19 protein-coding genes are annotated in these 22,757 nt (G+C 64.8%); 15 read left to right on the top strand and 4 right to left on the bottom strand.

Features of this window, described 5'->3' with window-relative positions; all coding sequences use genetic code 11:
- The first annotated feature begins 6 nt into the window (after positions 1 to 6).
- From murD to lpxC, 9 genes are all read left to right on the top strand, one after another.
- A complete protein-coding gene (murD, locus tag L6D77_RS06260) occupies positions 7 to 1,353 on the top strand; it encodes a UDP-N-acetylmuramoyl-L-alanine--D-glutamate ligase (protein ID WP_232882211.1) in 1,347 nt (448 codons plus the stop codon).
- Positions 1,350 to 2,564, top strand: a complete 1,215-nt coding sequence (ftsW, locus tag L6D77_RS06255) for a putative lipid II flippase FtsW (protein ID WP_373870570.1) — start codon at positions 1,350 to 1,352, stop codon at positions 2,562 to 2,564. Before murD ends, ftsW begins: the two co-directional genes overlap by 4 nt.
- Positions 2,554 to 3,633: an undecaprenyldiphospho-muramoylpentapeptide beta-N-acetylglucosaminyltransferase gene (gene murG / locus L6D77_RS06250; protein WP_232882212.1), complete on the top strand. Its 1,080-nt coding sequence runs from the start codon at positions 2,554 to 2,556 to the stop codon at positions 3,631 to 3,633. The genes ftsW and murG overlap by 11 nt, the downstream gene beginning before the upstream one ends.
- Positions 3,626 to 5,074, top strand: coding sequence for a UDP-N-acetylmuramate--L-alanine ligase (gene murC, locus L6D77_RS06245; RefSeq protein WP_232882213.1), 1,449 nt, complete (start codon positions 3,626 to 3,628; stop codon positions 5,072 to 5,074). The genes murG and murC overlap by 8 nt, the downstream gene beginning before the upstream one ends.
- The gene (locus L6D77_RS06240) at positions 5,071 to 6,027 is read left to right on the top strand and encodes a D-alanine--D-alanine ligase (protein ID WP_232882214.1); all 957 of its coding nucleotides are present in this window, start codon (positions 5,071 to 5,073) and stop codon (positions 6,025 to 6,027) included. Before murC ends, L6D77_RS06240 begins: the two co-directional genes overlap by 4 nt.
- Before the next feature lie 6 nt (positions 6,028 to 6,033).
- A complete protein-coding gene (locus tag L6D77_RS06235; RefSeq protein WP_153788216.1) occupies positions 6,034 to 6,903 on the top strand; it encodes a cell division protein FtsQ/DivIB in 870 nt (289 codons plus the stop codon).
- 14 nt (positions 6,904 to 6,917) lie between these two features.
- Entirely contained in the window at positions 6,918 to 8,180 is a 1,263-nt protein-coding gene (ftsA, locus tag L6D77_RS06230) for a cell division protein FtsA (RefSeq protein WP_110991616.1), read from the top strand.
- A gap of 55 nt (positions 8,181 to 8,235) precedes the next feature.
- The gene (ftsZ, locus tag L6D77_RS06225; RefSeq protein WP_110991615.1) at positions 8,236 to 9,432 is read left to right on the top strand and encodes a cell division protein FtsZ; all 1,197 of its coding nucleotides are present in this window, start codon (positions 8,236 to 8,238) and stop codon (positions 9,430 to 9,432) included.
- A gap of 114 nt (positions 9,433 to 9,546) precedes the next feature.
- The gene (lpxC, locus tag L6D77_RS06220) at positions 9,547 to 10,458 is read left to right on the top strand and encodes a UDP-3-O-acyl-N-acetylglucosamine deacetylase (RefSeq protein WP_110991614.1); all 912 of its coding nucleotides are present in this window, start codon (positions 9,547 to 9,549) and stop codon (positions 10,456 to 10,458) included.
- A 439-nt stretch (positions 10,459 to 10,897) separates the two neighbouring features.
- On the opposite strand, the gene L6D77_RS06215 is transcribed toward lpxC, so the two are convergent.
- The gene (locus tag L6D77_RS06215) at positions 10,898 to 11,359 is read right to left on the bottom strand and encodes a DUF721 domain-containing protein (RefSeq protein ID WP_232882215.1); all 462 of its coding nucleotides are present in this window, start codon (positions 11,357 to 11,359) and stop codon (positions 10,898 to 10,900) included.
- Between the two features lie 335 nt (positions 11,360 to 11,694).
- Between L6D77_RS06215 and secA the strand changes: the two genes are divergently transcribed.
- From secA to L6D77_RS06195, 4 genes are all read left to right on the top strand, one after another.
- The gene (secA, locus tag L6D77_RS06210; protein ID WP_232882216.1) at positions 11,695 to 14,430 is read left to right on the top strand and encodes a preprotein translocase subunit SecA; all 2,736 of its coding nucleotides are present in this window, start codon (positions 11,695 to 11,697) and stop codon (positions 14,428 to 14,430) included.
- A 161-nt stretch (positions 14,431 to 14,591) separates the two neighbouring features.
- Positions 14,592 to 15,809 (top strand): bifunctional glutamate N-acetyltransferase/amino-acid acetyltransferase ArgJ, encoded by a 1,218-nt coding sequence (gene argJ / locus L6D77_RS06205; RefSeq protein ID WP_232882217.1) that lies wholly within the window; start codon positions 14,592 to 14,594, stop codon positions 15,807 to 15,809.
- Between the two features lie 140 nt (positions 15,810 to 15,949).
- Positions 15,950 to 16,582, top strand: coding sequence for a glutathione S-transferase family protein (locus tag L6D77_RS06200; protein ID WP_232882218.1), 633 nt, complete (start codon positions 15,950 to 15,952; stop codon positions 16,580 to 16,582).
- On the top strand, positions 16,579 to 17,523 hold the full coding sequence (locus tag L6D77_RS06195) for a Nudix family hydrolase (protein WP_232882219.1): 945 nt from the start codon (positions 16,579 to 16,581) through the stop codon (positions 17,521 to 17,523). Before L6D77_RS06200 ends, L6D77_RS06195 begins: the two co-directional genes overlap by 4 nt.
- A 57-nt stretch (positions 17,524 to 17,580) precedes the next feature.
- Here the strand turns inward: L6D77_RS06195 and L6D77_RS06190 are convergent, their stop codons facing one another.
- From L6D77_RS06190 to L6D77_RS06180, 3 genes are read right to left on the bottom strand one after another with little or no spacing between them, the layout of a single operon-like run.
- Positions 17,581 to 18,147: a cob(I)yrinic acid a,c-diamide adenosyltransferase gene (locus tag L6D77_RS06190; protein WP_232882220.1), complete on the bottom strand. Its 567-nt coding sequence runs from the start codon at positions 18,145 to 18,147 to the stop codon at positions 17,581 to 17,583.
- Between the two features lies 1 nt (position 18,148).
- Positions 18,149 to 20,170, bottom strand: coding sequence for a sensor histidine kinase (locus L6D77_RS06185; RefSeq protein ID WP_232882221.1), 2,022 nt, complete (start codon positions 20,168 to 20,170; stop codon positions 18,149 to 18,151).
- Between the two features lie 36 nt (positions 20,171 to 20,206).
- A complete protein-coding gene (locus tag L6D77_RS06180; RefSeq protein WP_232882222.1) occupies positions 20,207 to 21,124 on the bottom strand; it encodes a putative 2-dehydropantoate 2-reductase in 918 nt (305 codons plus the stop codon).
- A gap of 102 nt (positions 21,125 to 21,226) precedes the next feature.
- Between L6D77_RS06180 and L6D77_RS06175 the strand changes: the two genes are divergently transcribed.
- A complete protein-coding gene (locus L6D77_RS06175) occupies positions 21,227 to 21,712 on the top strand; it encodes a YajQ family cyclic di-GMP-binding protein (protein WP_153788200.1) in 486 nt (161 codons plus the stop codon).
- A gap of 117 nt (positions 21,713 to 21,829) precedes the next feature.
- Entirely contained in the window at positions 21,830 to 22,669 is an 840-nt protein-coding gene (locus L6D77_RS06170) for a mechanosensitive ion channel family protein (RefSeq protein WP_232882223.1), read from the top strand.
- Positions 22,670 to 22,757 lie beyond the last annotated feature (88 nt).

Genomic DNA, 22,757 nt, shown 5'->3' with positions numbered 1-22,757 from the left:
ACGAGCGTGTCACTGATCGCTTCCGACCAATTCCGCATCGTTGTCGGCCTCGGCAAGAGCGGCATGTCCCTGGTTCGCTTCCTGGCGAGCCGGGGCATTGCCTTTGCGGTCGCCGACACCCGCGAGCAACCGCCGGAACTGGACACCCTGCGCCGTGATTACCCGCAGGTGGAAGTGCGCTGTGGCGAGCTGGACGTGGACTTCCTGTGCCGCGCCAGCACGCTGTACGTGAGCCCCGGCCTGGCCCTGGCCACCCCGGCGCTGCAGCAGGCCGCGGCACGCGGCGTGACGCTGTCCGGTGACATCGAGCTGTTCGCCCGTTACGCCAAGGCGCCGATCGTGGCCATCAGCGGTTCCAACGCCAAGAGCACGGTGACCACCCTGGTGGGTGAAATGGCCGCCAAGGCGGGCAAACGTGTGGCAGTCGGCGGCAACCTTGGCACGCCGGCGCTGGACCTGCTCGATGACAGCGTGGAGCTCTACGTGATGGAGCTGTCGAGCTTCCAACTGGAGACCACCGACCAGCTCAACGCCGAAGTGGCCACGGTGCTGAACATCAGTGAAGACCACATGGACCGCTACAGCGGCCTGCCGGCCTATCACCTGGCCAAGCACCGCATCTTCCGCGGCGCCAGGCAGGTGGTGGTCAACCGCCAGGACGCACTGAGCCGCCCGTTGCCGGTGGAAGGCCTGCCGTGCTGGACCTTCGGCCTCAATGCGCCGGACTTCAAGGCCTTTGGCCTGCGCGAAGTCAACGGCGAAAAACACCTGGCCTTCGAATTCCAGACGCTGATGCCGGTGCGCGAGCTGAAGATTCGCGGTGCCCACAACCAGAGCAACGCCCTGGCGGCCCTGGCCCTCGGCCATGCCGCCGGCCTGCCGTTCGCGCCCATGCTCGAAGCGCTGCGCGAGTTCAAGGGCCTGGCCCATCGTTGCCAGTGGATCCGCGAGCGCAACGGGGTGAACTGGTACGACGATTCCAAGGCCACCAACGTCGGTGCGGCCCTGGCTGCCATCGAAGGCCTGGGTGCCGATATCGAAGGCAAGCTGGTACTGATTGCCGGCGGTGACGGCAAGGGCGCTGATTTCGCTGCCCTGCGCACGCCGGTGGCACAACATTGCCGCGCCGTGGTGCTGCTGGGCCGCGACGCCGATCGCCTGGCCGAAACCCTCAATGAGGGTGTGCAACTGGTACGCGTGCAGACGCTGGACGAGGCCGTGCAGCGCTGCGCCGAGCTGGCCCAGCCCGGCGATGCCGTGCTGCTGTCGCCGGCCTGCGCCAGCCTCGACATGTTCAAGAACTTCGAAGAACGCGGGCGCCTGTTCGCCCAGGCGGCGGAGGGGCTGGCATGATCTTCGGCATCCTCAAGCCGTACCCGTCGCCGCTGATCAGCGGCCGTGGCATCGACCTCGACTTCCCGCTGCTGGCCGGCTGCCTGGCGCTGCTTGGCCTGGGCCTGGTGATGATCACCTCGGCGTCCTCGGAAGTGGCTGCGGTGCAGTCGGGCAACCCGCTGTACCACATGTTCCGCCACCTGGTGTACGTCGCACTTGGCCTGGGCGCCGGGGCAATGACCATGATGGTGCCGATCGCCACCTGGCAGCGCATGGGCTTCATGATGCTGATCGGCGCCTTCGGCTTGCTGGTGATGGTGCTGGTACCCGGCATCGGCCGTGAGGTGAACGGTTCGATGCGCTGGATCGGCTTCAGCTTCTTCAACGTCCAGCCGTCGGAGATCGCCAAGGTCTTCGTGGTCATCTACCTGGCCGGCTACCTGGTGCGCCGCCAGACCGAGGTGCGCGAGAGCTGGATGGGCTTCTTCAAGCCGTTCATCGTGCTGCTGCCGATGGCCGGCCTGCTGCTGATGGAGCCGGACTTCGGCGCCACCGTGGTGATGATGGGCGCCGCCGCGGCCATGTTGTTCCTGGGCGGGGTGGGGTTGTTCCGCTTCTCGCTGATGGTGGTGCTGGCGGTGGTGTCGGTGGTCGTCCTGGTCCAGGCCCAGCCCTACCGTATGGCGCGTCTGATCACCTTCACCGACCCGTGGTCCGACCAGTTCGGCTCCGGCTACCAGCTCACCCAGGCACTGATCGCCTTCGGTCGCGGCGAGTGGCTGGGCGTGGGCCTGGGCAACAGCGTGCAGAAACAGTTCTACCTGCCCGAGGCGCACACCGACTTCGTGTTCTCGGTGCTGGCTGAAGAGCTGGGCGTGGTCGGCTCGCTGCTGACTGTCGCGCTGTTCGTCTTCGTCACCGTACGTGCCCTGTACATCGGCCTGTGGGCCGAGAAGGCCAAGCAGTTCTTTGCCGCCTACATGGCGTTCGGCCTGGCCTTCCTGTGGATCGGCCAGTTCCTGATCAACATCGGCGTGAACGTCGGCCTGCTGCCGACCAAGGGCCTGACCTTGCCGTTCCTCAGCTACGGGGGCAGTTCGCTGGTGATCTGCTGCGCCTGCGTAGGGTTGTTGTTACGCATCGAGTGGGAAAGCCGAACGCACCTGGGCAGCGAGGAACACGAGTTCAACGAACACGACTTTGCCGAGGAGACCAATCATGGCCGCTGACGGCAAGAACGTATTGATCATGGCGGGCGGCACCGGGGGCCATGTGTTCCCGGCTCTGGCCTGTGCCCGCGAATTCCAGGCCCGTGGCTACAACGTGCACTGGCTGGGCACCCCGCGCGGTATCGAGAACGAGCTGGTGCCCCAGGCCGGCCTGCCGCTGCACCTGATCCAGGTCAGCGGCCTGCGCGGCAAGGGCAAGCTGTCGCTGCTCAAGGCACCGTTCACCCTGGTCAAGGCCGTGCTGCAGGCACGGCGTATCGTCCGCGAGCTCAAGCCGGTCTGCGTGATCGGCTTCGGTGGCTACGTGACCGGCCCCGGTGGCGTGGCTGCGCGGCTGTGCGGCGTGCCGCTGGTGATCCACGAGCAGAATGCCCGTGCCGGCACCGCCAACCGCCTGCTGGTGCCACTGTCGGCGCGGGTGTGCGAGGCGTTCCCGGGCACCTTCGCTGCCAGCGACAAGCTGCGTACCACCGGCAACCCGGTGCGAGCCGAGCTGTTCATGGACGCCCAGCGCGCGCCCCTGGCCGAGCGCCGTGCGCGCCTTTTGGTCATGGGCGGCAGCCTGGGTGCGGAACCATTGAACAAATTGTTGCCTAAGGCCCTGTCCGAGGTGCCCGCGAACCTGCGGCCCGAGGTGTTCCACCAGGCCGGCAAGCACCATGCACCCGCCACCGCCGAGCGTTATCAGCAGGCGGGGGTCGAGGCGCAGGTAGAACCGTTCATCAAGGACATGGCCCAGGCCTACGGCTGGGCCGACATGGTGGTCTGCCGGGCCGGCGCCCTGACCGTCAGCGAACTCGCGGCGGCTGGCCTGCCGTCGATGCTGGTGCCTCTGCCGCACGCCATCGACGACCACCAGACCCACAACGCCCACTATCTGGCTCGTGAAGGCGCCGCCTTCCTGATGCCGCAAGCGACAACTGGCGCAGCGCAGCTCGCTGAACGCCTGAATGAGGTGCTGATGCAACCCGAGAAACTCAACACCATGGCCGGCACCGCGCGTCGCCTGGCCAAACCCGCCGCAACCAGCACCGTGGTCGATATCTGCCTGGAGGTGGCCCATGGTTGAAAGCCAGAAAGCCATGCCGCAACCCAAGATGGGCCGTATCCGCCGTATCCACTTCGTCGGTATCGGCGGCGTGGGCATGTGCGGTATCGCCGAAGTGCTGCTGAACCTGGGCTATGAAGTGTCCGGTTCCGACCTCAAGACTTCGCCGGTTACCGAACGCCTGGAATCGTTTGGCGCCGAGATCTTCGTTGGCCACCGCGCCGAGAACGCCGCCAACGCCGATGTGCTGGTGGTGTCCAGCGCCATCAACCCGGCCAACCCGGAAGTCGCCACGGCGTTGGAACGCCGCATCCCGGTGGTGCCGCGTGCCGAGATGCTTGCCGAACTGATGCGTTATCGCCACGGCATCGCCGTGGCCGGCACCCACGGCAAGACCACCACCACCAGCCTGCTGGCCTCGGTATTCGCCGCAGGTGGCCTGGACCCGACCTTCGTCATCGGTGGCCGCCTGACCGCCGCCGGCACCAATGCCCAGCTGGGCACCAGCCGCTACCTGATCGCCGAAGCCGACGAAAGCGATGCCAGCTTCCTGCACCTGCAGCCGATGGTTGCGGTGGTCACCAACATCGACGCCGACCACATGGCGACCTATGAAGGCGACTTCAACAAGCTGAAGAAAACCTTCGTCGAGTTCCTGCACAACCTGCCGTTCTACGGCCTGGCCGTGATGTGCCTGGACGACCCGGTGGTGCGCGAGATCCTGCCGCAGGTCAAGCGCCCGACGGTCACCTATGGCTTCAGCGAAGAGGCCGACATCCGCGCCATCAACGTGCGCCAGCAGGGCATGCAGACCCACTTCACCGTGCTGCGCCGCGACTGCGAGCCGCTCGAGGTGTCGGTGAACATGCCGGGCAACCACAACGTGCTCAATGCCCTGGCCACCATCGCCATCGCCACTGACGAAGGCATCAGCGACGAGGCCATCGTCCAGGGCCTGTCCGGCTTCCAGGGCGTCGGCCGACGCTTCCAGGTGTACGGCGAGCTGCCGGTCGAAGGCGGCAGCGTGATGCTGGTCGACGACTACGGCCACCACCCGACTGAAGTCGCCGCGGTGATCAAGGCCGTGCGCGGCGGCTGGCCAAGCCGCCGCCTGGTGATTGTCTATCAGCCGCACCGCTACAGCCGCACCCGTGACCTGTACGACGATTTCGTACAGGTGCTGGGCGATGCCAACGTGCTGCTGCTGATGGAGGTCTACCCGGCCGGCGAAGAGCCGATCCCGGGCGCTGACAGCCGTCAGCTGTGCCACAGCATCCGCCAGCGCGGCAAGCTGGACCCGATCTACATCGAACGTGGTGCCGAGCTGGCGCCGCTGGTCCAACCGTTGCTGCGCGCCGGCGACATCCTGATCTGCCAGGGTGCCGGTGATGTCGGCGGCCTGGCCCCGCAACTGATGAAAAGCCCGCTGTTCGCTGGCGCCAAGCAGGAGAAGTCGAAATGACCAGCGCCTACGACACGCTGCATTCCACCCTCGACGTCAAGGCCTTCGGCCGCGTCGCCGTGCTGTACGGCGGCAAGAGCGCCGAGCGCGAGGTGTCGCTCAAGTCCGGCGCCGCCGTGATCGAAGCGCTGACCAGCGCCGGTGTCGACGTGGTCGGCATCGATGTGGGCGATGACCTGCTGGCGCGCCTGCAGAGCGAGAAGATCGACCGCGCCTTCATCATTCTCCACGGCCGTGGCGGTGAAGACGGCAGCATGCAAGGCCTGCTGGAGTGCCTGGGGATTCCCTACACCGGCAGCGGCATCCTCGCCTCGGCCCTGGCCATGGACAAGCTGCGCACCAAGCAGGTGTGGCAGAGCCTGGGGATTCCTACCCCGCGTCACGCAGTGCTGGCCAGCGAGCAGGATTGCGTGGCCGCCAGTGCGGAACTGGGCTTCCCGCTGATCGTCAAACCTGCCCATGAAGGTTCGAGCATTGGCATGGCCAAGGTGAACAGCGAGCAGGAACTGGTCGCTGCCTGGCAAGACGCCGCCAACTACGATTCGCAAGTTCTGGTCGAGCAATGGATTCACGGCCCGGAGTTCACCATCGCCGTGCTGCGTGGCCAGGTGCTGCCGCCGATCGCGCTGGGCACTCCGCACGTGTTCTACGACTACGACGCCAAGTACATCGCCAATGACACCCAGTACCGCATCCCGTGCGGCCTGGACAGTGCCAAAGAGCAAGAGCTGATCGACCTGACCGCGCGTGCCTGCGAAGCCATCGGCATCGAAGGCTGGGGCCGGCTGGACGTGATGCAGGACGAGCAGGGCCGGTTCTGGCTGCTCGAAGTCAACACCGCACCTGGCATGACCGATCATAGCCTGGTGCCCATGGCGGCCCGCGCGGCCGGCCTGGACTTCCAGCAACTGGTGCTGGCGATCCTGGCCGACAGCGTAGCGACGCGAGGGTAAGCAGCCATGCAAGGCGCGATGATACGTCAGCAGCAACCCGTCCCCGGCCGCAGCAAGCCGGTGCCGCGCGGTGCCAGCCGACTGGTGGCCGACGAGCCCGTATCGGCGCGCCTGCCCCGTCCCAACTTCGGCGGCCTCAAGCGCCTGCTGTGGCCGGTGCTGCTGGTGGCCGCAGGCTTTGGCGCCTATGAAGGCGCCATCCGCCTGATGCCGTATGCCGACCGGCCGATCACCAAGATCGCCGTGCAGGGCGACCTCAGCTACATCAGCCAGCAGGCGGTGCAGCAGCGTATCGCGCCCTACGTGGCGGCGAGCTTCTTCACCGTCGACTTGACGGCCATGCGCGTCGAGCTGGAACAGATGCCGTGGATCGCCCACGCCGAAGTGCGCAGGGTCTGGCCGGACGAAGTGGTGATCCGCCTGGAAGAGCAGTTGCCGGTGGCGCGCTGGGGCGACGAGGCCCTGCTCAACAACCAGGGCCAGGCCTTCACCCCGCGCGAGCTGGCCAACTACGAGCACCTGCCGCAGCTGTTCGGGCCGCAGCGGGCTCAGCAACAAGTCATGCAGCAGTATCAGGTATTGAGCCAGATGCTGCGCCCCATGGGCTTTTCCATCGCTCGCCTGGAGCTGCGCGAGCGAGGCAGCTGGTTCCTGACCACCGGTGCAGGCAGCGCCGGCCCAGGCATCGAACTGCTGTTGGGGCGCGACCATCTGGTGGAGAAGATGCGCCGTTTCATTGCCATTTACGACAAAACGCTTAAAGACCAGATCACCACTATCGCCCGCATCGATCTGCGTTACGCCAACGGTCTGGCCGTTGGTTGGCGGGAACCGATTGCACCGACGACGGCCCAACCCGCCGTTGCGAAGAATTAGAGAGAGGCAGGACCATGGCAAACGCGCATAGCGGCAAAATGATCGTCGGGCTGGACATCGGCACCTCCAAGGTGGTGGCGCTGGTGGGTGAAGTCGGCGAAGACGGTACCCTGGAAATCGTCGGTATCGGTACTCACCCGTCCCGCGGCCTGAAGAAGGGCGTGGTGGTGAACATCGAGTCCACCGTGCAGTCGATTCAGCGCGCCGTGGAAGAGGCCCAGCTGATGGCCGGTTGCCGCATCCACTCGGCGTTCGTCGGCGTGGCCGGCAACCACATTCGCAGCCTGAACTCCCATGGCATCGTCGCCATCCGCGATCGTGAAGTCAGCACCGCCGACCTCGAGCGCGTCCTCGACGCGGCCCAGGCCGTGGCGATTCCGGCCGACCAGCGCGTGCTGCACACCCTGCCGCAGGACTACGTGATCGACAACCAGGAAGGCGTTCGCGAGCCACTGGGCATGTCTGGCGTGCGCCTGGAGGCCAAGGTCCACGTGGTCACCTGCGCGGTCAATGCCGCACAGAACATCGAGAAGTGCGTACGCCGCTGCGGCCTGGAAATCGACGACATCATCCTCGAGCAGCTGGCCTCGGCCTACTCGGTGTTGACCGACGACGAGAAAGAGCTGGGCGTGTGCCTGGTGGACATCGGCGGCGGCACCACCGACATCGCCATCTTCACCGAAGGCGCGATCCGCCACACCGCGGTGATCCCGATCGCCGGCGACCAGGTCACCAACGACATCGCCATGGCCCTGCGCACACCCACGCAGTACGCCGAGGAAATCAAGATCCGCTACGCCTGCGCCCTGGCCAAACTGGCCGGCGCCGGCGAGACCATCAAGGTGCCGAGCGTGGGCGACCGCCCACCGCGCGAGCTGTCGCGCCAAGCCCTAGCCGAGGTCGTCGAGCCCCGTTACGACGAGCTCTTCACCCTGATCCAGGCCGAGCTGCGTCGCAGCGGCTACGAGGACCTGGTGCCCGCCGGCATCGTCCTTACCGGCGGTACCGCGAAGATGGAAGGCGCCGTGGAACTGGCCGAGGAAATCTTCCACATGCCGGTACGCCTGGGCGTGCCGCACAGCGTTCGGGGGCTGAGCGACGTGGTGCGCAACCCGATCTATTCCACCGGCGTGGGCCTGCTCACCTACGGCCTGCAGAAGCAGTCCGAGGACCTGTCCCTGACCGGTATCAGCAACAGCAGCAACAACAGCTATGGCGATGAACCGAAGGCTCCGGTGCTTGAACGACTCAAGCGTTGGGTCCAGGGCAACTTCTAAGTTTCAAAGCAGTAGTGGTAGGCGCAACAACTAGAGAACTGTAAGGAGAGGGAAAATGTTCGAGCTCGTAGACAACGTCCCGCAAAGCCCGGTCATCAAGGTGATCGGTGTCGGCGGTGGCGGCGGCAACGCTGTCAACCACATGGTCAAAAGCAACATCGAAGGCGTCGAGTTCATCTGCGCCAACACCGATGCCCAGGCGCTGAAGAACATCGGCGCGCGCACCATTTTGCAACTGGGTACCGGTGTGACCAAGGGCCTGGGCGCGGGTGCCAACCCGGAAGTCGGCCGTCAGGCCGCGCTGGAAGACCGTGAGCGCATCGCCGAGGTGCTGCAGGGCACCAACATGGTGTTCATCACCACCGGCATGGGCGGTGGTACCGGTACCGGTGCCGCGCCGATCATCGCCGAAGTGGCCAAGGAAATGGGCATCCTCACCGTTGCCGTGGTGACCCGTCCGTTCCCGTTCGAAGGCCGCAAGCGCATGCAGATCGCCGACGAAGGCATCCGTATGCTGGCTGACAGCGTCGACTCGCTGATCACCATCCCCAACGAGAAGCTGCTGACCATCCTGGGCAAGGATGCCAGCCTGCTGTCCGCCTTCGCCAAGGCCGACGACGTGCTGGCCGGCGCCGTGCGCGGTATCTCCGACATCATCAAGCGCCCTGGCATGATCAACGTCGACTTTGCCGACGTGCGCACCGTGATGAGCGAAATGGGCATGGCCATGATGGGTACCGGTTGCGCCAGCGGCCCGAACCGCGCTCGCGAAGCCACCGAGGCGGCGATCCGCAACCCGCTGCTCGAAGACGTCAACCTGCAGGGCGCCCGCGGCATCCTGGTGAACATCACCGCAGGCCCGGACCTGTCGCTGGGTGAATACTCCGACGTGGGTAGCATCATCGAAGCCTTCGCCTCCGACCACGCCATGGTCAAGGTCGGTACCGTGATCGATCCGGACATGCGCGACGAACTGCACGTGACCGTGGTTGCCACCGGCCTGGGCGCGCGCATCGAGAAGCCGGTCAAGGTGGTCGACAACACCCTGCAGACCGCTCAGCAGGTGTACGAGTCCTCCAACCCGGCCCCGGTTCGCCAGGAGCAGCCAGCGGTGAACTACCGCGACCTGGAGCGTCCGACCGTGATGCGCAACCAGGCCCATGCAGGTGCTGCGGCGGCCGCTAAACTCAACCCACAGGATGACCTGGACTACCTCGATATCCCGGCGTTCCTGCGTCGTCAGGCCGATTGATGGAATTTATCAGGGGTATAAGGGTGATTGGTGTTCAGCAAAGGCCGGGTCTGTTATCATCCCCAGCCTTTGTTGATACCTGTTCGCATTATTTGCGCTGAAGCGGCCAATGCCATGATTAGACAACGCACCCTGAAGAATACCATCCGTGCCACGGGCGTCGGCCTGCACTCCGGGGAGAAGGTCTACCTGACCCTCAAGCCTGCGCCTGTCGACACCGGCATCGTCTTCCGCCGCGCCGACCTCGACCCTGTGGTCGAAATTCCGGCGCGCGCGGCCAACGTCGGCGAGACCACCATGTCGACGACGCTGGTCAACGGTGACGTCAAAGTCGATACGGTCGAGCACCTGCTCTCCGCCATGGCGGGCCTGGGCATCGATAACGCCTACGTCGAGCTCTCCGCCTCGGAAGTGCCGATCATGGATGGCAGCGCCGGACCTTTCGTATTCCTGATCCAATCGGCCGGCCTGGAAGAACAGGACGCACCGAAGAAGTTCATTCGCATCCTGCGCGAAGTGACAGTGGAAGAGGGCGACAAGCGCGCCACTTTCCTGCCGTTCGACGGGTTCAAGGTGAGCTTCGAGATCGACTTCGATCACCCGGTCCTCAAGGGCCAGACCCAGAGCGCCTCTGTAGACTTCTCCAGCACCTCGTTCGTGAAGGAAGTCAGCCGCGCACGGACCTTCGGGTTCATGCGTGACATCGAGTACCTGCGCAAGCACAACCTTGCGCTGGGCGGCAGTGTCGAGAACGCCATCGTGGTCGATGAGACCGGCGTACTCAACGAAGACGGCCTTCGCTCCGAAGACGAATTCGTCAAGCACAAGATCCTCGATGCCATCGGCGACCTTTACCTGCTGGGCAACAGCCTGATCGGCGAGTTCAAGGGCTACAAGTCCGGCCACTCGTTGAACAACCAGCTGCTGCGCAAGCTGATTGCTGAAACCGACGCCTGGGAAGTGGTGTTCTTCGAAGATGCCAGCACGGCACCGATCTCGTACATGCGCCCTGTTGCAGCTGTGTAAGTTCGAACACTCTCTAGTTGTTGATCAAGGCCACCTTCGGGTGGCCTTTTTTATGGTGCTTAACAGCATGCTGGGAGAGCATGGTTGCGATGTGCTTGTGGGCGGTCAGAGTCAGGGCTCACAGGTGCCTGGCCGGGGATTCGAGGTGGTGCGTAGATCGAGCGCCGCCCGCGCGGCGCATCGCTGGCAAGCCAGCTCCCACATTTGTTTCGGGCCAGTTATGTCTGTGGAAGTACCGCTACCCGCCTTGGCGCATGTCTCGAGTCGGGCGAGGCGCCAAAGGTGCACACCTCAATATCGAGTCGAGCCAACAAGGCGGACAGTGATAAACATCCAGGAGTGACTGGCCCGAAACAGATGTGGGAGCTGGCTTGCCAGCGATGCGCCGCGCGGGCGGCGCTCGATTTAAGCGCCACTGCAAGAGTCATGGCGAGCACTTTCAGCTCAAGTCCTTTCCTTGAGCGTGCGCGGCCAACCGTTCCAGCGCGGCCTTGAGCTTAGGGTCGCTGATACCTTCGGCTGAGCCGCGGATACTTTCGGCGGCCAGTTCGGACAACTCCGGCCCCTGTCCTTCGCGTTTGGCCGACACCAGCGGCGGCTGCACCTTGAACAGGATCCGCGTCAGGTTGGCAAAGGCTTCCAGCGCCAGGAGCTGGCGTTGCAGGCGCTTCTGCTGGTAGCGCAGGCGGGTGGCCCAGTGGCCGTCGGTGACCACCAGCAGCAAGGTGCCTTCCTTCCACGACGCCACATGGCAATGCTCGCGTGCAGCCGGTTGCAGCTGGCTTTCCAGCAGGCGCTGCAGATGCTCCAGGCGCTCGGCCTGGTTGAGCAACAGGCGCAGCGGCCGGGCCTTGCGCAGCAGGTCGGCAGGCGGGCGGGCGGGGGAGGGTTTGTAGGCCATGGAGTTACGCAAAGGGTTACAAGATTGCCAGTCTAACAGTTGCCGCCTCATCGCGGGGCAAGCCCGCTCCCACGCGACAGCGTTCGATCAGGCAGTGACCGCCTGTTATTGATGCAAGTCATTCTCGATACGTTTCATCTTCCGCCACCTTGAACTTGGCGAAAAAGCCCTTATGTTAGGCAGGCCCCATACATACGCTGTGCCAGTATCGTGGAAATCCACCACTTTCCTCACCATCGTTTCCGGGTAGAATGCTCGTTCGCATGCGGCCTCTGGGCTGCACGGGCGACTCATGGGGCCGCCCTCCATCCCTACGTGTGGAAGATCCTGCCGATATGTTTGCGCCTTTGTTAAAGAAACTTTTTGGAAGCAAGAACGAGCGCGAGATCAAACGCCTGCTCAAGACGGTGAGCACCGTCAATGCCTTCGAAGAGAAGATGGTGGCCCTCTCCGACGAACAGCTGCGGGGCAAGACCGCAGAGTTCAAAGAGCGCCTGGCCAAAGGCGAAACCCTCGACCAGTTGTTGCCTGAAGCCTTCGCCGTGGCCCGTGAGGCCGGCAAGCGCGTGATGGGCATGCGTCACTTCGACGTTCAGCTGATCGGCGGCATGACCCTGCACGAAGGCATGATCGCAGAAATGCGTACCGGTGAAGGCAAGACCTTGGTCGGTACCCTGGCCGTGTACCTCAACGCACTGTCCGGCAAGGGCGTGCACGTGGTCACGGTCAACGACTACCTGGCCCGCCGTGACGCCAACTGGATGCGCCCGCTGTACGAATTCCTCGGCCTGACCGTGGGGATCGTCTCGGCATTCCAGCCGCCGGAAGAAAAGCGCGCCGCCTACGCCGCCGACATCACCTACGGCACCAACAACGAATTCGGCTTCGACTACCTGCGCGACAACATGGCGTTCAGCGTCGACGAGAAGTTCCAGCGTGAGCTGAACTTCGCCGTGATCGACGAAGTCGACTCCATCCTCATCGACGAAGCGCGTACCCCGCTGATCATCTCCGGCCAGGCCGAAGACAGCTCCAAGCTGTACATCGAGATCAACCGCCTGATCCCGCGCCTCACCCAGCACATCGAGGAAGTCGAAGGCCAGGTCACTCAAGAAGGCCACTACAGCATCGACGAGAAGAGCCGCCAGGTCGAACTCAACGAAGCTGGCCACCAGTTCATCGAGGACATGCTCACCCAGTCCGGCCTGCTGGCCGAGGGCGAGAGCCTGTACTCCGCGCACAACCTGGGCCTGCTGACCCACGTCTACGCCGGCCTGCGTGCGCACAAGCTGTTCCACCGCAACGTCGAGTACATCGTCCAGGAAGGCCAGATCCTCCTGATCGACGAGCACACCGGCCGTACCATGCCGGGCCGTCGCCTGTCCGAAGGCCTGCACCAGGCCATCGAGGCGAAGGAAAACCTGAACATCCAGGCCGAAAGCCAGACCCTGGCGTCGACCACCTTCCAGAACTACTTCCGCCTCTACACCAAGCTGTCCGGCATGACCGGTACCGCCGACACCGAAGCGTTCGAGTTCGCCCAGATCTACAACCTCAACGTGATGGTCATCCCACCGAACAAGCCGTTGGCCCGTAAGGACTTCAACGACCTGGTGTACCTGACCGCCGATGAGAAGTACGCCGCGATCATCGCCGACATCAAGGAAAGCATGGCCCAGGGCCGTCCTGTTCTGGTCGGTACCGCGACCATCGAAACCTCCGAGCACATGTCCAACCTGCTCAAGAAGGAAGGCATCGATCACAAGGTCCTGAACGCCAAGTACCACGAAAAAGAAGCCGAGATCATTGCCCAGGCCGGTGCCCCGGGTGCGCTGACCATCGCCACCAACATGGCTGGCCGTGGTACCGACATCCTGCTGGGCGGTAACTGGGAGGCCGAAGTCGCCGCCCTGGAAAACCCGAGCGCCGAGCAGATCGCCAAGATCAAGGCCGACTGGCAGAAGCGTCACCAGCAGGTCCTCGAAGCCGGTGGCCTGCACGTGATCGCCTCCGAGCGCCACGAGTCGCGCCGTATCGACAACCAGCTGCGTGGCCGTGCCGGCCGCCAGGGTGACGCCGGCTCCAGCCGCTTCTACCTGTCGCTGGAAGACAGCCTGATGCGCATCTTCGCCTCCGACCGGGTGAAGAACTTCATGAAGGCCCTGGGCATGCAGTCCGGTGAAGCCATCGAACATCGCATGGTCACCAACGCCATCGAAAAAGCCCAGCGCAAGGTCGAAGGCCGCAACTTCGACATTCGTAAGCAGCTGCTCGAATACGACGACGTGGCCAACGAACAGCGCAAGGTGATCTACCACATGCGCAACAGCCTGCTGGCCGCCGAGAACATCGGCGACACCATCGCCGAGTTCCGCCAGGAAGTGCTCGATGCGACCATCAGCCAGCACATCCCGCCGCAGTCGCTGCCTGAGCAGTGGGACGTGGCCGGCCTCGAGGCTTCGCTGGCCAGCGATTTCGCCATCAAGCTGCCGATCCAGCAGTGGCTCGACGAGGACGATCACCTCTACGAAGAAACCCTTCGCGAGAAGCTGATCACCGAGATCACCAGCGCCTACAACGAGAAAGAAGACCAGGCGGGCGAAGACGCACTGCGTACCTTCGAGAAACAGATCCTGCTGCGTGTGCTGGACGACCTGTGGAAAGACCACCTGTCGACCATGGACCACCTGCGTCACGGTATCCACCTGCGCGGCTACGCCCAGAAGAACCCGAAGCAGGAGTACAAGCGCGAGTCGTTCACCCTGTTCCAGGAACTGCTGGATTCGATCAAGCGCGACACCATCCGCGTGCTGTCGCACGTTCAGGTACGCCGCGAAGACCCGGTCGAAGAAGAAGCCCGCCTGCGCCGCGAAGCCGAGGAGCTGGCCAGCCGCATGCAGTTCCAGCACGCTGCCGCCCCTGGCCTGGAAAGCGAGCAACTGGCTGAAGAAGGCGCCGAAGTCGCGGTGGCCGCCGCGCCTGTGCGCAACGACCTGAAGCTGGGCCGCAACGAGCCGTGCTGGTGTGGTTCGGGCAAGAAGTTCAAGCACTGCCATGGTCAGATCGAGTGATCTGAATTCACCACTGGCTTGAGATCCCGGGGCTGCTTCGCAGCCCATCGCGACACAAGGCCGCTCCTACAGGAATCGCATCACCCTGTAGGAGCGGCCTTGTGTCGCGAAAGGGCCGCACAGCGGCCCCAATTCCCCACGTATTTTCTAGGAGCGCTCTAATGGCTGTTGGTCTTGGTCCTTTGCCCACCCTGCACCCGGTTCCCGGTTTCGAACTTGGCATCGCCTCGGCGGGCATCAAGCGCCCCGGGCGCAAGGACGTGGTGGTGATGCGCTGTGCCGAAGGCTCCAGCGTTGCCGGCGTGTTCACCCTCAACGCGTTCTGCGCAGCACCGGTGATCCTCTCCAAGCAGCGCGTGCAGGGCACCGTGCGCTACCTGCTGACCAACACCGGCAATGCCAACGCTGGCACCGGCGCCCCAGGCCTGGCCGCCGCCGAGCGCACCTGCGCCAAGCTGGCCGAACTGACCGGCGTGCCTGCCGAGTCGGTCCTGCCGTTCTCCACCGGCGTGATCGGTGAGCCGCTGCCGGTCGAGAAGATCGAAGGTGCGCTGCAAGCCGCCCTCGACAACCTGTCCGAGAACCACTGGGCCGAAGCCGCCACCGGCATCATGACCACCGACACCCTGCCCAAGGGTGCCAGCCGCCAGTTCCAGTTCGACGGCAAGACCATCACCGTCACCGGCATCAGCAAAGGCGCCGGCATGATCCGCCCGAACATGGCCACCATGCTCGGCTACATTGCCACCGACGCCAAGGTTGCACCGCAGGTACTCAAGGACCTGATGCTCGACGGCGCCAACAAGTCGTTCAACCGCATCACCATCGACGGCGACACCTCGACCAACGACTGCTGCATGCTGATCGCCACCGGCAAGGCCGACGTGCCTGAAGTGACCGAAGCCCGCGGCGAGCTGTTCGAGGCGCTGAAAAAGGCCGTGTTCGAAGTGTGCATGGACGTGGCCCAGGCCATCGTGCGTGATGGCGAAGGCGCCACCAAGTTCGTCACCGTGCAGGTCAACGGCGGCGGCAACCACCAGGAGTGCCTGGACGTCGGCTACGCTGTGGCCCACTCGCCGCTGATCAAGACCGCACTGTTCGCCTCCGACCCGAACTGGGGCCGCATCCTCGCCGCGGTAGGCCGTGCCGGTGTGCCAGCACTGGATGTCAGCCTGATCGACGTGTACCTCGACAACGTGTGCATCGCCAGCCAGGGCGGCCGCAGCCCGAGCTACACCGAGGCGCAGGGCTCGGCAGTGATGGCCCAGGAAGAGATCACCATCCGCATCGAACTGGGCCGTGGCCAGTGCAGCGAAACCATCTGGACCACCGACCTGTCCCACGAGTACGTGAAGATCAACGCCGAATACCGTACTTGATGTAAGTCGGGGCCGCTGTGCGGCCCTTTCGCGGCACAAGGCCGCTCCTACAGGGATAGCGATTCTCCTGTAGGAGCGGCCTTGTGCCGCGAAAGGGCTGCGTAGCAGCCCCAAAAATCCCGAATCGATGGAGCCGCCCCATGAGCTATCACCTGATCATCGGCGACAAGCTGTATTCCTCCTGGTCGCTGCGCGGCGCCCTGGCCCTCGAACTGGCCGGCGCGCCCTACGAAGAAACCCTGGTCAAACTCAACCAGCCCGACACCCGCCAACGCCTGCTGGCGTTCTCGGCCACCGGCAAGGTACCGCTGCTCAAGACCGAGCACGGCGTGATCGCCGACTCCCTGGCCATCGCCGAATACCTCAACGAACAGCATCCTGACGCCGGGCTCTGGCCCGAAGACGTCGCCGCCCGCGCCCAGGCGCGTTCGGCCTGCGCCCAGATGCACAGCGGCTTCTTCGCCCTGCGCGGTGCCATGCCGTTCGACCTGTCCCGCGACCAGGCGCTGGAGAACGTGCCGCTGGACGTGCAAGTCGATATCGACCGCATCGTCGCCCTGTGGTCCGAATGCCGCCTGGTGGCCAAGGATCAGGGCCCGTTCCTGTTCGGGCGGCCGACCCTGGCTGATGCCTTCTTCGCCCCGGTGGCCGTGCGCCTGCGCACCTACCGCGTCGAAGTGCCCGCCGAAGCCGCGGCCTACATTGAAACCATTTACCAGTGGCCGGCCTTCCAGGCCTGGCAGCAGGCTGGCCTGGCGGAGCGTGCAGGGTGAAGCGGATTCATGTGGTTGCCGCCGTTATCCGAGGCGCCGACGGGCGCATCCTGATTGCCCGGCGTGCCGACACCCAGCACCAGGGTGGCCTGTGGGAGTTCCCCGGCGGCAAGGTGGAGGAGGGCGAGGGCGTCGAGGCAGCGCTGGCCCGTGAGCTGCGCGAAGAGCTGGGCATCGAGGTCAGCCGTTCGCGGCCGCTGATCAAGGTCAGCCACGACTACCCGGACAAGCAGGTGCTGCTGGACGTGCGCGAAGTGGATGCCTTCACCGGCGAACCCCATGGCGCCGAAGGCCAGCCGTTGGCCTGGGTGGCGCCGCGTGATCTGGGCCAGTACGACTTCCCTGAGGCCAACAAGCCGATCGTCGCCGCTGCGCGCCTGCCGGATCAGTACCTGATCACGCCGGACGGGCTGGAGGTGCCGGCGCTGCTCAAGGGCATCCAGAAAGCCGTGGCCAGTGGGATCAAGCTGATCCAGCTGCGCGCCCCGGACATGTACGACCCCAAGTACCGCGACGTTGCCGTGGATGCGGTCGGGCTGTGTGCCGGCAAGGCCCAATTGATGCTCAAGGGGCCGTTGGAGTGGCTGGGCGACTTCCCGTCGGCCGGTTGGCACCTGACGGCGGCGCAGCTGCGCAAGTATGCCGCCAAAGGCCGCCCGTTCCCGGAGAACCGTTGGCTGGCGGCCTCCTGCCACAGCGCCGAAGAGCTGGCGCTGGCCGAGCAGATGGGCGTGGACTTCGTCACCCTGTCGCCGGTGCAGGCGACCCAGACGCACCCGGATGCCACACCGCTCGGTTGGAATGATGCGCAACGCTTGATCGGCACGATCAACCACCCGGTGTTCCTGTTGGGTGGCGTCGGGCCGGGTGAGCGGGAGCAGGCGTGGGAAGCCGGTGCCCAGGGCGTGGCGGGGATTCGGGCGTTCTGGCCCGAGGCCTGAGTCGCCTGTTAGAGGGGCTGCTTTGCAGCCCTATCGCGGCACAGCGCCCCCGCGATTTCAGCCCAACGGCTTGTCCGCAGGCTGCCACAGCACTTCGTCTACCCCCTGCCGCCGGCCGATAATCCGCGCCGCCACGAACAACAGATCCGACAACCGGTTGATATACGCCAACCCCACCCCTTCCAGCGGCTCAACGGCATTCAGCTGCTGACACCGCCGCTCCGCCGCCCGCGCCTGGCTACGGCACACATGGGCCTGGGCCACCAGCGCCGAACCACCCGGCAGGATGAAGTTCTTCAACGGCCCCAGCTCGTCGTTCCAGCGGTCGATGGCCGCTTCGAGGCGCTCGACCTCGGCCACGTTCAATGCCTGGTAGCTGGGCATCGCCAGCTCCCCACCCAGGTCGAACAAGCGGTGCTGGCACGGCGCCAAGACCTCGACCAGCTCTTGCAGCCCGGCCTCGGCCAGCCCGGCCAACAGCACCCCAAGCTGGCTGTTGAGGCTGTCCACCTCACCAATGGCCTCGATGCGCGGATGGTCCTTGGGCACCCGGCGGCCATCGCCCAGGCCGGTTTCACCCTTGTCGCCGGTGCGGGTGTAGATCTTCGACAGGCGATAGCCCATGTCACGTCTCCGTTGTGGTGGTGGCCGGCAGGCCGAGGGGCAGGCGCAGGGTGAAGCAGGTGCCCTGGCCGGGCGTGGAGTGCACCTCCATCTGCCCTTTGTGGTTGTTGGTGATGATGAAGTACGAGACCGACAGCCCAAGGCCGGTGCCCTGGCCGATCTCCTTGGTGGTGAAAAATGGCTCGAAGGTGCGTTTGCGCACGGTTTCGGGCATGCCCACGCCGTTGTCCTCGACCTGGATTTCCGCCCAGGGCGGGTTGAGCCGGGTGCGCAAGGTAATGCGCCCAGGCTCACTGGGCTGCGGGCGCTGGTGGATGGCCTGGGCGGCGTTTTTCAGCAGGTTGAGCAGTACCTGTTCCAGCTCGTTGGCGGTGCCGGGCACTGCCCCGAGCTGCGGGTCGAACTGGCGGACGATGGCCTGGCCCTTGAAGTCGAAACCGATGGCCAGGTCGAAGTCGTTGCCGGCGATTTCCACCGCCTGGTCGATCAGCGCCGGCAGGTCGCAGGGCGCCAGTTGGCGATTGCTGAGGCGGCTGAAGCTGAGCATGTGGGTGACGATCTTCGCCGCCCGGGCACCGGCCTGCTGGATGCCATCGAGCAGTTGTGGCACTTCGCGGCTGTCCAGGTAGCGGTTTACGGCCGGCAGGTCCAGGCCCAGCTCGCTGGCCTGTTCCTGGTTGCGTGGCAGCTCCGGCGACAAGCGCCGGCGGATGTTCTGCACGTTGTGCAGGATCGCCCCCAGCGGGTTGTTGATCTCATGGGCCATGCCCGCAGCCAGGCCACCGACCGAGAGCATCTTCTCCGACTGCACCATCATCTCCTCCAGCGACAGGCGCTGGGTGATGTCGTCGATACGGATCACCACGCCACGGCCACCGCCGCCGGTCAGCGGGTAGAAGGTCAGGGCGTAGTGGCGCAGGTCATCGCCCTTGGGCCAGGTGACCCGCTCGATCTTCGCCACCCGGTGCTTCTCGACGCTCTCCTTGAGCTGCGGCAAGAACGGCTTGAGCGGTTCGAAGGCGAGGAAGATCGGCTGGTTCAGCGCCTCGTCCAGCGGCGTGCCGGAAAGTACCGTGGCTTCATGGTTCCATTGGGTGACGTAGAGCTGCTCGTCGAGGGCGATGAGTGCCGAGGGCATGGAGTCGATGATGCTGTTCAGGTAGTTCTGGAAGCCCGTGAGCTTTTTTTCGATCTTGCTGCGCACCTGGACTTCCAGCTCCAGCTTGCGGTTGGTGTGGCGGGTTTCTTCCGCCAACCCCTGGGCCTGGTCGTAGGCCTGCTGGAACTCGTCGCGGGCGCCCTTGAGCTGCTGCTCGCGGGCTTCGATGCGCGTCAGCATGGTGTTGAAGGCCTCGGCCAGGCTGCCGATTTCGTCATCGTTGCCGCGCTGGGCCCGCAGGGCGTAGCTCTCTTCCCGGGTGACCTGGCGCGACAGCTCTTCGAGGTTGTTAATCGGCAGGGTGATCAAGCGCTTGATCTGCCGGGCGATGACCAGCCACAGCAGGATGCTGAACACCAGGATCGCCAGGCTGGCGGAGAGGGTACCGGTGTAGAACGCCATCGGCAGCTCGCTGCTGGCCACCAGCAGCAGGTGCGCAGGCGGGTTGGCGTTGCGTGGCAGGCGGATCAGCTGGGTGCTGCGAAACTCCATCAGGCGCCAGCCATCGATGTTGCGGTAGCGTTTGGGCAGGGTAAGGGCATCGCCATGCTGCAGCTGGGCGAGCATCTGCCCGTCGCCACCGTAGATGGCCGCCGCGCGCAACGGGGAGTAGCTGTCGAGCTCCTTGAGCAGGGCGCTGGCGGTTTCCGGGGAGTCGCCGGCCCGGGAAGACAGCTGTGGGTTGGACACCAGCTTGCCGATGGTCTGCAGCGCCTGGGGCGCCATGCTTTCCTGGGTGATCCAGTAGGCGGCGCTGATGAACGCCAGGTTGGCGACCAGCAGAATGGTCACCAGCAACACCAGCAGGGCCGCCAGCAGTTTCTGCCCGACCGGGAGGTTTTCCAGGCGTTGGCGCAGGCTCATGAGTCAGGGGGTATCCATGTCCGGTGGATGGGTCAGTCAGTCGCTGGGCAGGCCGCGAGCCTTCAGGCTATCGACCAGGCGCTGTTGCAGGTGTTCCAGCTGCGGCACGCTTGCCCCATGCCGGGCGGCGGCGCGGCAGGCGTGGCCGAGCAGGTAATGGACCTCGGTGCGCCGGCCGTGACGGACGTCCTGGTACATGGAAGAGTAGTTGGCGGCGGTGGCGAGGATCACCCGTTGCACTTCTTCGGTCAGGTCGTTGGCGGCCTCGGGCTGGCCGCAGCGCAGCAGCAGGTTGGCCAGCTCGTCGCACAGCTGATCGACTTCGGCCAGGTGGCCGAGCAGGCCGCCGTTCTGGCAGTCGTGCAATACGGTCAACGGGTTGATGGCGCAGTTGAGCGCCAGTTTGCGCCACAGCCGCGAAAGGATGTCGAGGCTCCATTGGGCAGGGATGCCGGCATCGTGCAGGTCGTCGAACCACTCCGGCACGGCGGGGTTGAGCGGGTTGCCCAGCCAGTTGAAGCCATGGCCGGCGAAGCGCACCTGCCAGTCTGCCTCACGGAACGCGCCCTCGGTGCTGGAGGCGAAGATGCAACGGGCATGGGGCACCTGGTCGGCCACCTCATCCTGGCTACCCAGGCCGTTCTGCAGCAGCACCAGCTCGGCACCCTCGGCCAGCCGGGGGGCCAGGCGTGCCACGGCGGGGGCCGCGTCATAGGCCTTGCAGGCCACCAACAAACGGTGGATCGGGCCGGGGGCATCGTGGGTTTCGCCGGGGATCGCGAACAGGCTGCTGTGGTCCTGCTCGTGCAGGGTCAGCCCGCCGACGGCCTGGTAGGCCGCCAGGCGCTGCTCGTCGCGCAGGATCATGCGGACCGCCTTGCCGGCGCGGGCCAGGCGGCAGGCCCAGAGGCTGCCGAGGCTACCGGCGCCGAGAATATGCCAGGTGCTGCTCATCTGCGTTTCGCAACCCGTTATAATGAGCCCGCATTTTAACCCCCTAACCCTGACGCGCTCCATCTTCAAGCTGAGCGCGCTGTTTTTTTATGGAGAACCCCCATGCCTTCGTTCGACGTGGTATCGGAACTGGACAAGCACGAAGTCACCAACGCCGTGGACAACGCGGTGAAGGAACTGGACCGCCGCTATGACCTCAAGGGCAAGGGCACTATCGAGTTCAAGGACAAGGAGCAGACCGTGCTGCTGACCGCCGAGGCCGAGTTCCAGCTCGAGGCGATGGTCGAAATCCTGCGTCTGGCTCTGGTCAAGCGCAAGATCGACGTCAAGTGCCTGGAAGTGAAGGACGCCTATCCGTCCGGCAAGGAGATGAAGCAGGAAGCCAAGTTCCGCGAAGGCATCGACAAGGACCTGGCGAAAAAGATCGTTGCCCACATCAAGGACGCCAAGCTCAAGGTCCAGGCCTCGATCCAGGGCGAGCAGGTACGTGTCACCGGCAAGAAGCGTGACGACCTGCAAGAGGCGATCGCTGCACTGCGCGCCAAAGAGTTCGACATGCCGCTGCAGTTCAACAACTTCCGCGACTGATCGGGGCAGGGCAGGAACCTTGATGGCTCAATGATGTCCATCGGTTCCTGCGGTCGCTGAATGCTGTGCGGCCCGTTTCAATGATTTTTTGCCGCTTGGCATCAGGAGAGCAAGACGATGGATTTGAATGCAGAGGTCGACCAGCTGGTCCGCCAGTCGCAGACTTGGGTACCGCTGATCATGGAATATGGCAGCCGCCTGCTGCTGGCCTTGCTGACGCTGGCGATTGGCTGGTGGATCATCAGCCGAGTCAGCGAGCGGCTGGGCAAACTGGTTGGCCTGAAAGCCGACGCGGCGTTGCAGGGCTTCATCAGCACCCTGGCCAACATCGTGCTGAAAGTACTGTTGATGGTCAGCGTGGCGTCGATGATCGGCATCGAGACCACCTCGTTCGTCGCCGCCATCGGTGCCGCGGGCCTGGCCATCGGTCTGGCCTTGCAGGGCAGCCTGGCGAACTTCGCCGGCGGCGTGCTGATCCTGATGTTCCGCCCGTTCCGCATCGGCGACTGGATCGAAGCCCAGGGCGTCGCGGGCACCGTGGACAGCATCCAGATCTTCCACACCGTGCTGCGCACCGGTGACAACAAGACGGTGATCATGCCCAACGGCAGCCTGTCCAACGGCATCATCACCAACACCAACCGTCAGCCCACCCGCAAGGTGGTGTTCGACGTGGGTGTCGACTATGAGGCCGACCTGCAGAAGGCGCGCAATGTGTTGCTGGAGCTGGCCCAGGACCCGCGGGTGCTGCAGGATCCGGCGCCGCAGGCGGTGGTGTCGACCCTCGGTGACAGTTCGATCACTGTGTCGCTGCGCATCTGGACCAAGACCGCCGACTACTGGGACGTGATGTTCATGCTCAACGAGCATGCCCGTGACCGACTCAAGGCCGAAGGGATCGACATTCCCTTTCCGCAGCGAGTGATCCGTGTGGTGCAGGAGACTGCCCTGCAATAAACCTGCTTCGACAGCCGGGGCCGCTGCGCGCCCCTTCGCGGGTAAACCCGCTCCCACAGGTTAGGCGTGAACCCTGTGGGAGCGGGTT

This window comes from Pseudomonas parasichuanensis (assembly GCF_021601385.1).
Lineage (GTDB): Bacteria > Pseudomonadota > Gammaproteobacteria > Pseudomonadales > Pseudomonadaceae > Aquipseudomonas > Aquipseudomonas parasichuanensis.
The sequence above is the reverse complement of the archived record's forward strand: the minus strand, read 5'-3'. Positions and strand labels throughout refer to the sequence as shown.